This is a genomic window from Profundibacter sp. (genome assembly GCF_056498605.1).
This window is the reverse complement of sequence record NZ_JBSMEZ010000064.1, coordinates 1-10,916: the sequence shown is the minus strand read 5'-3', so window position 1 is coordinate 10,916 and position 10,916 is coordinate 1. Positions and strand designations below refer to the sequence as shown.

The window sequence follows — 10,916 nt, the reverse complement described above, 5'->3', positions numbered from 1 at the left end:
CCGTTGCGGTTGCCATCAGTCTGTTTGGCCTGAACTCCGGTGCCGCACTGGCAACCGTAGTCGGCGTGCTTGTCGAAGTTCCGGTCATGCTTTCACTGGTGGCTTTTGCAAACCGCAAACGAAGTAGTTTTGACGCGCGTGAGCATTGATATTATTAGGAAAAAGGAGAGAAATTATGCCGCGCAAGCCCTGCTATGGAAAAATATTCCCGAATGTTACGGGCCCCCATCCAGACCAGACAGAAAACGGCGTAGTTTTTTCTATGAAAACCGAGGTTTTGGGACTGTCGCCACCGAAACACATTTCGCATGTGAATTCTACTGCATGGGAGAATTGTTTAGCGTGCGATGAGTTTGATCATTGCTATAAATTCTCTACGGCACAGCTTCGGCCTTCAAGAGCGCGTGCGCCAGACGCAGGGCGTTGTAGCATTTTTCGCTGCCATAGGGCGCGTCGTTTAGGCTGAACAGGGTTTTCATGGGGTATCCTGTCTTTAAGCCGCCTGATGACGGGATTGTGTTTTAAACCCGAGCGCGTTCCACTCGACCATACCGCCCTTGAGGACGACCACGTTGCTGTGGCCCGCATCACGCAGCAGGCGCGCGGCGCTGGCGGAGCGTCGGTCGGTGCGACAGACGGTAATGACCTCGCCGGTCAGGCGTGCCGCGACCTGTTCCAGCTGCGCTTCCAGTTCCTCCAGCGGGATATTGATCGCGCCGGCGATATGGCCGTGCGGGCCGGTGAACTCGTCTGCGCCGCGCAGGTCGAGGATTGTCGGCGGTGTCGGCCCTGCCAGTTGCGCGCGCGCCGCCGAAGCATCTATCCATGCGGTGTTACCGCCGCGTATCCGCTTAATCAAGCGCGGGGCAAAAGCGATGGCGGCCAGCAGGCCAAGCGCCAGCAGGCCGTAGCGGATGGCCGTGGCGTTGCCGCCCAGGGCCTCGCGGCCCGCATAACCGAGCCATGTGTAGGCCAGCGCGCCGGGAGCCATGGTGATGAAAGATGTCACCACATAGGACACAAACGGGATACGCGTGAGGCCGAAGGCGTAGTTGCTGAGGTTGAATGGAAATACCGGCACGAGGCGCACGAAAGCAACAAAGCGCCAGCCTTCGTTTTCAACGCCGGTGATCATGCGTTTCAGGCGGCCGCCGGTTTTTTGCGCCACCCAGTCACCCGCCAGATAGCGGGCGATCAGGAAGCCGGTGCTGGCCCCGAGCGTTGCCCCCAGCAGGTTTAGCACCGTGCCCAGAACAGGCCCGAACATCGCCCCGCCCGCCAGCGCAAACAGTGATCCGGGGGCAAATAGCACGGTGCCAAGGGCATAAAGCCCGACATAGACAACCGGTGCCCAGACCCCGAAGCCCGATAGCCATGCGTCGAGCGCCTCGGGGTTCAGCTGGTCACGGTTCAGGGTGACAAAGGCGATGGCGGCCGCCACCAGAGCCAGCACCATCAGGCGCGGGAAAAGAGCCTTATTCATCGTTCGTCTCCTTATGGCTGCGCGGGCCCGGCCCGCTGGTGGGCTGGTCGCGCGGATCAGGCCCGCTGGCGGGGCCACGAAACGGCTGGGTCAGCATTTTGTCCAGCCATTGCTCGCGCACGCGGCGGAATTGCTCGAAGCCGATGGTCATGTCATCATGGCCCTTGGCAGGCTGGGCGATATAGGTGCCGAGCAGACGGTCCCACCATGGCAGGTTGAAGCCGTAATTGCTGTCGGTTTCTTTGCGGTCGATCGAGTGATGCACGCGGTGCATGTCGGGCGTTACCACAAACAGGCGCAGCACACGGTCCACCCCTTGGGGCAGGCGGATGTTGGAATGGTTGAACATCGCGGTGGCGTTCAGCAGCACCTCGAAGATCAGCACGGCCACGGCGGGCGGGCCGAGCGCGGCAACCACGGCCAGTTTGACCCCCATCGACAGGACGATCTCGATCGGGTGGAACCGCAGGCCGGTGGTGACATCAATCGCCTGATCGGCGTGGTGCATCCGGTGCAGCCGCCACAGGGCCGGCACTGCGTGAAACAGCACATGTTGCAGGTAGATCGCGAAATCCAGCACCACAATGGAGACGATGATTGCCAGCCATGTCGGGGCCTCGATGATATTAAACAGCCCCCAGCCGTTTTCCTGTGCCGTCAACGCAAGGCCGACCGCAACAACGGGAAAGGTCAGCCGCACAAGGATGGTGTCGACAATCACCACGCCAAGGTTGTTGGTCCAGCGGATAACGCGGGGAATTTCGATGCGGCGGCGCGGGGCCGCCACCTCCCAGATTGCCATGGCAATCAGAATGCCGAGGAATATCGCTAGCCTTATAGCGCCCTCGTTTGATAAAAGCAGGTTGGTCATGGTGTATGGCCCTTGTTGTGTGTTGCGAAATATATTACAATCAAGTAATCTTTTGAATGATATAATGTATGGATATAGCCGATGTCAACCAGCCCGAAAATAAAACTGTATGAAGAGTTTGCCAGCATCGCGCGGGCGCTCGGGAATGCGCACCGCATTGATATACTTGAGCATCTCGGGCAGGGAGAGCGCGGTGTGGATGCGCTGGCGGCCAAAATAGGCCTGTCCACGGCCAATACCTCGCAGCATTTGCAACAGCTCAAGCGGGCCGGATTGGTCGAATCACAGCGCGCCGGAAAATATATTCTCTACCGGCTGAAGGGCGATAATGTGCTGGCACTGCTCGGCGCGCTGTTTGATGTGGGCGAGCACAATCTGGCCGAGGTGGACAAGGTGCTGCGCGGTTATTTCCATGCCCGTGACGATATGGAGGCCGTCAGCCATGCCGAATTGCTGGAACGCTCGCGCGAGGGGCTGGTCACGGTGCTGGATGTGCGCCCCAAGGATGAATTCAAAATGGAGCACTTGCCGGGGGCGCTGAATATTCCGCTAGAAGAGCTGGAAACCCGCCTGTCGGAAATCGACCCCGCACAGGAGGTGATCGCCTATTGCCGTGGTCCCTATTGCGTTCTGTCGTTCGAAGCCGTGGCCGCCCTGCGAAAATGCGGCATCAGGGCAAGACGGCTGGAAGACGGCCTGCCGGAATGGCGGGCGGCCGGATTGCCGCTGGAGCATACATAGGCTACAAGTTGTGCCTTGAAAGCGTCCGCCAGTTTTTCCAGCATCCCCGTCGCGGCCTCCTTGCGGCTGGCCTCGACAAGCCCGAAAACATCATTCCCATGCAGCGCGGCATCATGGTTTACATCAGGTTTTGAACGGTCTTGTTCCTGGCCTTCTCTTTTGGTTAGCTTAGCAAGCCGACGGCGATTTTGCCCGCCAACACATAAAGCACGACACCTATCAGTTTTTTGACCTGCGCCGGCGACAGTTTAAAATGCATGATCCGGTTGCCGAGGTAGCCGCCGAGGACCGCAGCGAAAGTTACGACACCCAGCAGCGGCCAGTCCATTTCGGTGAAGCTCAGATAGGTGGTAAACGCGCCGAAGGATGAAAACGGGATCACCATGGAAACGGCAATCCCTGCCTCCTTGGCGTTGTAGCCGAGCAGGATCAGCAGCGGGATCAACAACGCGCCACCGCCAACGCCCAGAAGGCCGGAGATGATGCCAACACCGCCGCCCAGTGCCGCCAGCAGGACGGGGCTGCGAAACCGAAACCTCGCCTCGCGTTTTTGAAACAATAGCAGCGTGCCACTGGTCAGCAGGAAGCCCACCAGCAGCCATTTCACCCACATCTCGACGATATACTGGCTCAGATACGCCCCGACAGGCGTGGCCAGCAGGATGGCAATGATCAGCGGCAGGGTCGTCTTGATATTCAGCACCCCGCGCTTGAAATTCATTATGCTGGCGGTGATGGTGCTGGAGGTGTTGATAAACAGCCCGATCGCCTTGGCAAGGTTGATCGGCAATCCCGCGGCATTGAAAATCGGCACCAGCGCAATCGCGGCGCCGATCCCGCCCATTGAAAACAGAGTGGAAAACCCCAGTGTCAGGGAAAAATACAGGATGTAGTCGTTCATTTCCCTGCCTCCGGGGGGCACATTTTACCAGGCTTTGATCATCTCGAGCATTTTGGCATATAGATTGAGGATATTGGCCTTCAGTTCTCCTTCTGCGCCCAAGGCCTCAAGCTGGGTTTCCAGATTGGGAATTGTCACGAAAACCTCGCCTCCCTTGGCATAGATGCTGATTCGGCACGGCATCAACACATTCAGTTCCGGCTGGGTGTTCAACAGCTCGGCCGCTAAAGGCGCATTGCACAGCTCATAGACCGACGCATCTTCCTTGATCTCCAGTCCTTTCTGCGCAGGCAGGTTTTTTGAAAACGGATAGTGTTTTTTCAACTCCAGCCCGATGGCTTCGGCGTCCGCCTCGACCCGTGCTTCGATCTCGTCGAAGCTGCTAGTGGTTTTGTGGGTAAACACCAGATCGCCGGATTTCGGCTTGTCGCTTTCCCCCATCATGGATTTCGCGCGCTTCATCATGTCTTGACACTCGGCTTTCATGTCTGGCTCCATGCGTTCCATCATGGATTTACACTGCGCCATCATGCTCTGGCCCTTTTCCTTCATATCGGCATCCATCTTGCCCATCATCTCTTTCATCTTACCGTTCATAGCACTTCTCCTGTTTGGTTGACATCACGGAATATTTAGTAGATCGTATGAGTAGGAAAGCATATAAATGGATACTCATATGAGTGATATTGTGACGGATTGCCACGGCGTCAAGCCCCTGAGCAAAATTTTTAAACTTCTGGCGGAGCCGAACCGCCTGAGCATCCTTTGCGGGCTGGGAATGGAATGTCAGTCTGTAAGTTCAATTGTTGAGGAAACCGGATTGAGCCAAACCAATGTTTCGTTCCACCTGCGTCTGTTGCGAGAGGCCGGACTGGTGCGTCCGGAAAAACGAGGCGCTTTTGTCTACTACTGCCTGCCAGATCAGAAAATCCTCGGTTTATTGGATGACTTTCGCGAATGGGCGCAGACGCTGCAAAAACCCGAAATGGATAAAAAGGCCAGCTAGGCCCCGACTTTAAGGAGCATAAAATGGGATACGGAAACTGGACAGGATTTGGCTATATGTGGATTTTCCCGCTGCTGTTTCTGGTGGGGTTCATCTATTTCATACGCGGCATGTTTGCCGGTGGCAGTATGGGGTCAGGCCGCCCCGAAACCCCGCGTGAAATTCTAGACCGCCGATACGCAGCAGGCGAGATCAACCGCGAAGAATACGAAGACATAAAGGCCACGCTATCGCATTAGCCAGCGCTTTCAGCGCTGAAGGGTCAGGATGTCTGGGCAGAGAATTTCTATTTATGCTATGCGACCAGCCACCGCACAATGCCGCCACCCGGGCCGAGCAACACTTATATATGTTTTATCATATATGCCATTGACAGCATATATGATTTCGCATATATAACTTCTATGGAACAGATAGAAATCTTCCGCCTTTTGGGCGACGAAACACGATTGCGCGCTTTGGCGCTGATGGCTGACCAAGGCGAGGTTTGCGTATGTGAGCTTGTGGCGGGGCTTGACCTTTCGCAACCAAAAATTTCGCGACATCTGGCGGCGTTGCGCGATGCGGGGCTGGTGGAAGCCGTGCGCAAAGCGCAGTGGGTTTTTTACCGGATTGGTCCGCATTTGCAAGACTGGCAAAAGCGGGTGATCGCGGCCGCGCTTGAGGGCGTGGCAAGCGCACCTGTTGTGGCGCAAGACAAGACAAGACTGATGAATATGAACAACCGGCCGGAGCGAAGTTCGGCGGCCTAAACCTAGGATAAAATGATGTTTGCTATTTTTACACGGCTGGCCGATTGGGCAGCCTATGATCTTCTGCGGCTTGCGCCAGATAGCAAGCTGGGTGACGCGGTGCATTTTTTCATTGAAGATGTGACCAAGATTTTCTTTTTGCTGACGCTGATTGTGTTTGCCATCGGCTTTTTTCGCTCGATGCTCACACCTGAGCGGGTGCGCAAGGTGGTGGCAGGCCGCTCGCGTTTTGCCTCATATCCGATGGCCGTTGGCCTCGGTGCCGTTACGCCCTTCTGCTCTTGCTCCTCGGTGCCGCTGTTTATCGGCTTTCTGGAGGCGGGGATTCCACTGGGCGTGACTATGGCCTTCCTGATTGCCTCGCCGATGATCAACGAGGTGGCCGTGGTTGTGCTGGCTGCAACGGTTGGCTGGAAAGTAGCTATTCTATACGTGATCGCGGGGCTGACCGTGGGCATTCTCGGTGGTTTGGCGATCGAGTTTTTCAAGCTCGAAAAATGGGTTGAGGAATATGTCTGGAAAATCCGGATGGGGGAATCTGCGATTCAGCAAGCCCAAGCCGGATTTAAGGCACGGCTCGCCTATGCTTGGGAGCAAGTGAAGGAAATTGTTGGTCGCATCTGGCTTTATGTGCTGATTGGTGTTGGCCTTGGGGCCGGGTTGCACGGATTTATCCCGCAGGAATTCTTCGTAAAATATGCCTCGGTGGACAATATCTTTGCGGTGCCAAGCGCGGTGCTCATCGGTATTCCGCTGTATTCCAACGCCACAGGGGTTATCCCGATTGTGGATGCCTTGCTTGGTAAGGGTGTGCCCATCGGCACGGTGCTGGCCCTGATGATGTCGGTGGCTGCAATTTCGCTGCCCGAGATGATTATTCTGCGCAAAGTGCTCAAGCCTCAACTTATTGCTACGTTCACGGGCATATTGTTTGTCGCCTTTATCGGGGTTGGCTTTCTGTTCAACGCCATGCTGGCCTAGGAGGATATCATGACCAAAATGGAATATGAGGTAACGGCCACAAGCCACGCGGGGGTGACCTCCTGCGCGGTAGCCAAACAGGCCAGCGTGATGCTGGATACCGACATGGCAGGCAGGGTGGACGCGTTTAACCCCGCCGAGCTATTGCTGGCGGCGGTCGGGGCTTGCATGTTGAAATCTATCCAGCGGATTATGCCGATGATCGAATTCGAGATGCGGGGTGCCCGCATAAAGCTGCACGGGGTGCGGCAGGATATCCCGCCCAAGATCGAGAAAATCAGCTACAAAATAACCGTGGATACGGATGAAAGTGACCAGCGCATTGCGCTCTTGCATAAAAATATCCGCAAATACGGCACCATATCCAACACCATTGCCGAGGTTACCAACCTCACGGGCACCATTGAAAGGGCATTGTCATGACATCCCCCCGCCACGCGATGGCCGCCACCGCCGGTGTTGGCTGGTTGTTTGACGTGGCAATGAATTTGGAGGCACACAATGGCACATGATCATGGCACACCCGAAACCGGCGGCCGCTTGGCGCTGGTCGTTGCGCTGAATGTTATTATTACCGTGGTGGAGGTCATCGGCGGTATTCTGTCCGGCTCGCTTTCGCTGATTTCAGATGCGCTGCACAATTTCAGCGATGGCATTGCGATTGTGATTGCATGGATTGCCATTCGCCTGAATGCCCGCGCCCGCACCGATCGCCATACGTTTGGCCTGAAACGTGCCGAAGTTCTGGCCGCGACTATTAATGCGGGCACACTGGTTGCCATCAGCATATATCTGTTTGTAGAAGCATGGCAACGCTTTCATACCCCCGAGCCGATTAGCGGCGGGATTATGGTGGCCGTTGCTGTGGTTGGGCTGGTGGCCAATGTTCTGGGCACCATTCTGCTGAAGCGCGGATCGGCAAACAGCATCAACCTGCGTGCGGCCTACCTGCATCTGCTATCGGATGCGGTTTCCAGCGTCGGGGTGATTGTGGGCGGCGTGGCGATCTGGCTGTGGGGCATTACATGGATAGATCCGCTGCTGACGGTGCTGATCGGGATCTATGTGTTGAAGGAATCTGCTGCGATCCTGTGGGAGGCGATGGAATCCATCCTGCTGGCCGCCCCGCGCGGCATTGATCTGCAAGACGTGCGCGCGGCGATTATATCCACCGACGGGGTGACGGGAATCCACCACACCCACCTATGGCAGGTTTCCGAGCATGATACGCATTTCGAAGCCCATATAGAACTACCAGAGCAGCTCTTGAGCAAATCCGGGGCGCTACGCCTTGCGCTGGCCAAAATGCTGCACGACCGGTTTGATATCGAACACACAACCCTGCAATTTGAAGTTTCCGGCGGGATGTGCCCGTCAAATTCACTGACTTAACCAAAGGAGAACACAATGAAAACCTTTAAAATCCTCGGCTCAGGCTGCAAAAACTGTGCCAACACCGCGAACCTGATCGAGATGAAAGCCAAAGCGGCTGGCGTCGAGGTTGCTATCGAAAAAATCACCGATATGGGAGAAATCATGGGCTATGGCGTCATGTCGACCCCGGGTGTGGTGATCGACGAAACGCTGGTGCACGCAGGCGGTATGCCCACTCCGGCGCAGGTGGACGACTGGATCAAAGCATGATCCGGCGCACACTCATAGCCGGGGCGGTGCCCGTCTCCCCTGCTGCCTATGCTCAAAACATGGCCTGCAATGTGGACATTGCAGTGTCCGGCAGTCAGAAAAACCTTATGGACAAGGATTTTTCGACCCATGTGCGGCTGGAGCATCGAGAGCCAGCCCGAAAAGGCAACCGGCAGCCTTCTGGGTGTTCAACCCTAGCTGCTGTTAACTGACTATCAACAAACCACACTCGAAAGGGAAAAACCATGAGCGCACAACGACTGACAATGATGTTTGCAGGGCTGTTTATATTGGTCAGCCTCGGGCTGGTCCAGATGGGCGGCTCTATTGATCTGGCCGCAATGAGCTGGCTTTGGGTAACGCTTTTTGTCGGGGCAAACCTGACATTTGCCGGCCTCACCGGCCTTTGCCTGATGACGAAAATGATGAAGGCCTTCGGTGCAAAATAGAGCCGGTATTCCAGCCTATTTTACCCCTGCGCTTGCCCGCGCGGCGCGGCACGTCTTGTTGGCCAAGGGCGAAACGCTGTTTCGTGACGGCCAAAAGGTGGGGGGGATTTATTATGTGATCTCGGGTGAGGTGAAAGCCCTGCGCCATATGCAGGCCAGCCACGAGGCGGTGATGGCGCGGAGCAAAGCTGGTGAGCTTTTCGCCGAATCCGCCATTGCCGCCCCTCGATACACCTGTGAAGCTATTGCGGTGAAAGCCTCAGTGCTGTTATTCTTGCCGCTTCCGGCTCTGGAATCCGCACTAAGCGATGCGGCGTTTTCCATAGCCTTCTTTCTGGCTAACGCCGCCAATGCCCGCCGACAATGCGCGCGCTACGAGAGGGTGCGTCTGCGTTCGGCCCATGAGCGTGTTTTGCACCTGCTGGCCTGTGAATCCGGCCCCGACGGCGTGTTTGACTGGCGCGCGCCCCTGTCGGAACTGGCGGTGGAACTGGGGCTGGAGCCGGAAACCCTTTATCGCGTATTGCGTGAACTGGAGGCTGCGGGGGAAATCACCCGCGACAAACGCAAAATTCGCAAAATCCCCTAATCTCGATCATATTTTTGCTGGCAGCGCCCGTATAGGCTTGTGCTATAACCAATAAGAAGGGGAGAGATTATGACACTGTTTAAAAAATCTGTATTGGCGGCCGGTCTGTTGGCGGCGGGCCTATCGGCTGGCACGGGTTTTGCGCAAGATGAATCCATGGATGATCGCGAATTGCTGACCACGGTTTCGGACCATTGGCGCATTCACCTGTTGCACGATATGCGCGCTGGCCTGTTTGTGCAGGTGCAGGAAATTCTGCTCGCCCTTGGCGAAGGCAACATGACAACAGTAGAAGCCTTGGCGTCCGAGCGCGGCAAAGCCCATTTTGCCCATATGGACCCGGCGATGATGGCCGAATTACCCGTGGGCATGAAAGACATGGGCAAGGCTATGCATCTCGCATTTGACGATGTGGCCACAGCGGCCCGCGAAACCGACGATCCGGCCCATGTGGCGGCTGCGGTCGGAGATTTGATGATGGCCTGCACCGCGTGCCATATGACCTATAAGCTCAACCCCTAGCCTCCCGAAAGGAGCCGCTATGCACCGCCGTATAACCACCCCGTTGCCCGATACCCCCTATTGGCAGCAATACTCAGGGCGGATGACAGGCATTTTACGCTGGGAAGATATGGACGCCTTCTGGCAACAGATGCGCGCCGCCTCCGGCACCTGGTATAGCTTTTGCCCCGCACAAGATGCTCCCGAAACCCCGCTTTCAGGGGAAGCGTTGGAGGCCGCAATCGATGCGGCCCGTGCCGTGGTATACCAGCGCCGAGACCTGCCTATGAGTGGCGCGGTTTATGTGGACAATGCCAAAGACCCCTCGTTTTTCAAGGTGTTTGACCCAAGTAATATGGGGTCTTCTTGTAGCTGCTCCACCGAGCCGGTTATGCCGCACATGATCTTTAGCCGCAGCAAGCCCGAGAGCCTGCCACTGGCACCTCCCGCAAAAACCGGCCTATTCTCCCGCCTCACGGGCCGCACTTAAACAAAGGACCCCCCATGCGATTTTTGCTGAAAGCCGTATTCCTGCTTTTCATCCTGACCGAACCTGCCTTGGCCGAGGAAACCCCCGATTTCCTTGTGTCTTCCGAATGGCTGGAAGAGCATATAGATGATGAAAACCTCACCGTGCTTGAGGTGCGTTACTATCCGCACCGTTACCTGACCATCGGCCATATTCCCGGGGCTGTCCAAGTGGCACGCTTCATGGATCTGGGTGATAATTCTGGCCAGGGCACCTTGATGAAATTCCCGAGCCGCGTCGCCTTTCAAGCCACTTTGCGCGGCTGGGGCATAAACGATGACAGCACGCTTGTTCTTTATGATGACAGCGCTACGGCCTTGGCCTCCCGGCTTTATTTTCTGCTCAAACTCTATGGTTTTAACATGGAGCAGGTTAAAATTCTCAACGGCGGCACCGTGGCTTGGCAGTCTTTCAACGATATAGAGCAGGCCGAACTGATACCCGCGCCGGGCGCCGTTACCCTGTCCGC

General features: G+C 56.4%; 17 protein-coding genes and 1 pseudogene. 14 read left to right on the top strand and 4 right to left on the bottom strand.

Translation table 11 applies throughout. The annotated features are described in order from the left end of the window. Nucleotides 1-149 (top strand): annotated as a pseudogene (locus ACWB12_RS06760) (arsenical-resistance protein); the annotation flags it as partial. A 344-nt stretch (nt 150-493) separates the two neighbouring features. Here the strand turns inward: ACWB12_RS06760 and ACWB12_RS06755 are convergent. Both ACWB12_RS06755 and ACWB12_RS06750 read right to left on the bottom strand, forming a co-directional pair. Beyond that, nucleotides 494-1,483 carry a VTT domain-containing protein gene (locus ACWB12_RS06755; protein ID WP_479529302.1) on the bottom strand — a complete coding sequence of 330 codons (990 nt, stop codon included), beginning with the start codon at nt 1,481-1,483 and terminating at the stop codon, nt 494-496. Further along, a complete protein-coding gene (locus ACWB12_RS06750; protein WP_479529301.1) occupies nt 1,476-2,354 on the bottom strand; it encodes a sterol desaturase family protein in 879 nt (292 codons plus the stop codon). Before ACWB12_RS06750 ends, ACWB12_RS06755 begins: the two co-directional genes overlap by 8 nt. An 81-nt stretch (nt 2,355-2,435) precedes the next feature. On the opposite strand from ACWB12_RS06750, the gene ACWB12_RS06745 reads away from it, so the two are divergent. Further along, complete coding sequence (locus ACWB12_RS06745; RefSeq protein ID WP_479529300.1) at nt 2,436-3,095, top strand: ArsR/SmtB family transcription factor; 660 nt, start codon at nt 2,436-2,438, stop codon at nt 3,093-3,095. A 163-nt stretch (nt 3,096-3,258) separates the two neighbouring features. On the opposite strand, the gene ACWB12_RS06740 is transcribed toward ACWB12_RS06745, so the two are convergent. Both ACWB12_RS06740 and ACWB12_RS06735 read right to left on the bottom strand, forming a co-directional pair. After that, nucleotides 3,259-3,996 carry a sulfite exporter TauE/SafE family protein gene (locus ACWB12_RS06740; protein ID WP_479529299.1) on the bottom strand — a complete coding sequence of 246 codons (738 nt, stop codon included), beginning with the start codon at nt 3,994-3,996 and terminating at the stop codon, nt 3,259-3,261. 24 nt (nt 3,997-4,020) lie between these two features. Then, nucleotides 4,021-4,593 (bottom strand): DUF302 domain-containing protein, encoded by a 573-nt coding sequence (locus tag ACWB12_RS06735; protein WP_479529298.1) that lies wholly within the window; start codon nt 4,591-4,593, stop codon nt 4,021-4,023. A gap of 79 nt (nt 4,594-4,672) precedes the next feature. On the opposite strand from ACWB12_RS06735, the gene ACWB12_RS06730 reads away from it, so the two are divergent. The 12 genes from ACWB12_RS06730 to ACWB12_RS06675 all read left to right on the top strand — a co-directional run. Then, nucleotides 4,673-5,002 carry an ArsR/SmtB family transcription factor gene (locus ACWB12_RS06730; RefSeq protein ID WP_479529297.1) on the top strand — a complete coding sequence of 110 codons (330 nt, stop codon included), beginning with the start codon at nt 4,673-4,675 and terminating at the stop codon, nt 5,000-5,002. Nucleotides 5,003-5,025: 23 nt separating this feature from the next. After that, entirely contained in the window at nt 5,026-5,241 is a 216-nt protein-coding gene (locus tag ACWB12_RS06725; protein ID WP_479529296.1) for an SHOCT domain-containing protein, read from the top strand. Nucleotides 5,242-5,406: 165 nt separating this feature from the next. Next, the gene (locus ACWB12_RS06720) at nt 5,407-5,754 is read left to right on the top strand and encodes a metalloregulator ArsR/SmtB family transcription factor (protein ID WP_479529295.1); all 348 of its coding nucleotides are present in this window, start codon (nt 5,407-5,409) and stop codon (nt 5,752-5,754) included. A gap of 15 nt (nt 5,755-5,769) precedes the next feature. Continuing rightward, nucleotides 5,770-6,735, top strand: coding sequence for a permease (locus ACWB12_RS06715; RefSeq protein WP_479529294.1), 966 nt, complete (start codon nt 5,770-5,772; stop codon nt 6,733-6,735). 9 nt (nt 6,736-6,744) lie between these two features. Continuing rightward, a complete protein-coding gene (locus ACWB12_RS06710) occupies nt 6,745-7,158 on the top strand; it encodes an OsmC family protein (RefSeq protein WP_479529293.1) in 414 nt (137 codons plus the stop codon). A 78-nt stretch (nt 7,159-7,236) separates the two neighbouring features. Beyond that, the gene (locus ACWB12_RS06705; RefSeq protein ID WP_479529292.1) at nt 7,237-8,127 is read left to right on the top strand and encodes a cation diffusion facilitator family transporter; all 891 of its coding nucleotides are present in this window, start codon (nt 7,237-7,239) and stop codon (nt 8,125-8,127) included. 15 nt (nt 8,128-8,142) lie between these two features. Further along, nucleotides 8,143-8,379 (top strand): thioredoxin family protein, encoded by a 237-nt coding sequence (locus ACWB12_RS06700; RefSeq protein WP_479529291.1) that lies wholly within the window; start codon nt 8,143-8,145, stop codon nt 8,377-8,379. A gap of 245 nt (nt 8,380-8,624) precedes the next feature. Continuing rightward, nucleotides 8,625-8,828 carry a YgaP-like transmembrane domain gene (locus ACWB12_RS06695; protein ID WP_479529290.1) on the top strand — a complete coding sequence of 68 codons (204 nt, stop codon included), beginning with the start codon at nt 8,625-8,627 and terminating at the stop codon, nt 8,826-8,828. Beyond that, entirely contained in the window at nt 8,818-9,417 is a 600-nt protein-coding gene (locus ACWB12_RS06690; protein ID WP_479529289.1) for a Crp/Fnr family transcriptional regulator, read from the top strand. Before ACWB12_RS06695 ends, ACWB12_RS06690 begins: the two co-directional genes overlap by 11 nt. Before the next feature lie 69 nt (nt 9,418-9,486). Continuing rightward, nucleotides 9,487-9,939, top strand: coding sequence for a hypothetical protein (locus tag ACWB12_RS06685; protein WP_479529288.1), 453 nt, complete (start codon nt 9,487-9,489; stop codon nt 9,937-9,939). A gap of 19 nt (nt 9,940-9,958) precedes the next feature. Continuing rightward, on the top strand, nt 9,959-10,408 hold the full coding sequence (locus ACWB12_RS06680; protein WP_479529287.1) for a hypothetical protein: 450 nt from the start codon (nt 9,959-9,961) through the stop codon (nt 10,406-10,408). Nucleotides 10,409-10,422: 14 nt separating this feature from the next. Next, a partial coding sequence (locus tag ACWB12_RS06675; RefSeq protein ID WP_479529286.1) for a sulfurtransferase occupies nt 10,423-10,916 on the top strand: 494 nt, incomplete at its 3' end.

What these genes read in the sequence shown, in the direction of transcription:
- ACWB12_RS06755 (WP_479529302.1), bottom strand. Translation starts at nt 1,483, where the DNA reads ATGAATAAGGCTCTTTTCCCGCGCCTGATGGTGCTGGCTCTGGTGGCG.
- ACWB12_RS06750 (WP_479529301.1), bottom strand. Translation starts at nt 2,354, where the DNA reads ATGACCAACCTGCTTTTATCAAACGAGGGCGCTATAAGGCTAGCGATA.
- ACWB12_RS06745 (WP_479529300.1), top strand. Translation starts at nt 2,436, where the DNA reads ATGTCAACCAGCCCGAAAATAAAACTGTATGAAGAGTTTGCCAGCATC.
- ACWB12_RS06740 (WP_479529299.1), bottom strand. Translation starts at nt 3,996, where the DNA reads ATGAACGACTACATCCTGTATTTTTCCCTGACACTGGGGTTTTCCACT.
- ACWB12_RS06735 (WP_479529298.1), bottom strand. Translation starts at nt 4,593, where the DNA reads ATGAACGGTAAGATGAAAGAGATGATGGGCAAGATGGATGCCGATATG.
- ACWB12_RS06730 (WP_479529297.1), top strand. Translation starts at nt 4,673, where the DNA reads ATGAGTGATATTGTGACGGATTGCCACGGCGTCAAGCCCCTGAGCAAA.
- ACWB12_RS06725 (WP_479529296.1), top strand. Translation starts at nt 5,026, where the DNA reads ATGGGATACGGAAACTGGACAGGATTTGGCTATATGTGGATTTTCCCG.
- ACWB12_RS06720 (WP_479529295.1), top strand. Translation starts at nt 5,407, where the DNA reads ATGGAACAGATAGAAATCTTCCGCCTTTTGGGCGACGAAACACGATTG.
- ACWB12_RS06715 (WP_479529294.1), top strand. Translation starts at nt 5,770, where the DNA reads ATGTTTGCTATTTTTACACGGCTGGCCGATTGGGCAGCCTATGATCTT.
- ACWB12_RS06710 (WP_479529293.1), top strand. Translation starts at nt 6,745, where the DNA reads ATGACCAAAATGGAATATGAGGTAACGGCCACAAGCCACGCGGGGGTG.
- ACWB12_RS06705 (WP_479529292.1), top strand. Translation starts at nt 7,237, where the DNA reads ATGGCACATGATCATGGCACACCCGAAACCGGCGGCCGCTTGGCGCTG.
- ACWB12_RS06700 (WP_479529291.1), top strand. Translation starts at nt 8,143, where the DNA reads ATGAAAACCTTTAAAATCCTCGGCTCAGGCTGCAAAAACTGTGCCAAC.
- ACWB12_RS06695 (WP_479529290.1), top strand. Translation starts at nt 8,625, where the DNA reads ATGAGCGCACAACGACTGACAATGATGTTTGCAGGGCTGTTTATATTG.
- ACWB12_RS06685 (WP_479529288.1), top strand. Translation starts at nt 9,487, where the DNA reads ATGACACTGTTTAAAAAATCTGTATTGGCGGCCGGTCTGTTGGCGGCG.
- ACWB12_RS06680 (WP_479529287.1), top strand. Translation starts at nt 9,959, where the DNA reads ATGCACCGCCGTATAACCACCCCGTTGCCCGATACCCCCTATTGGCAG.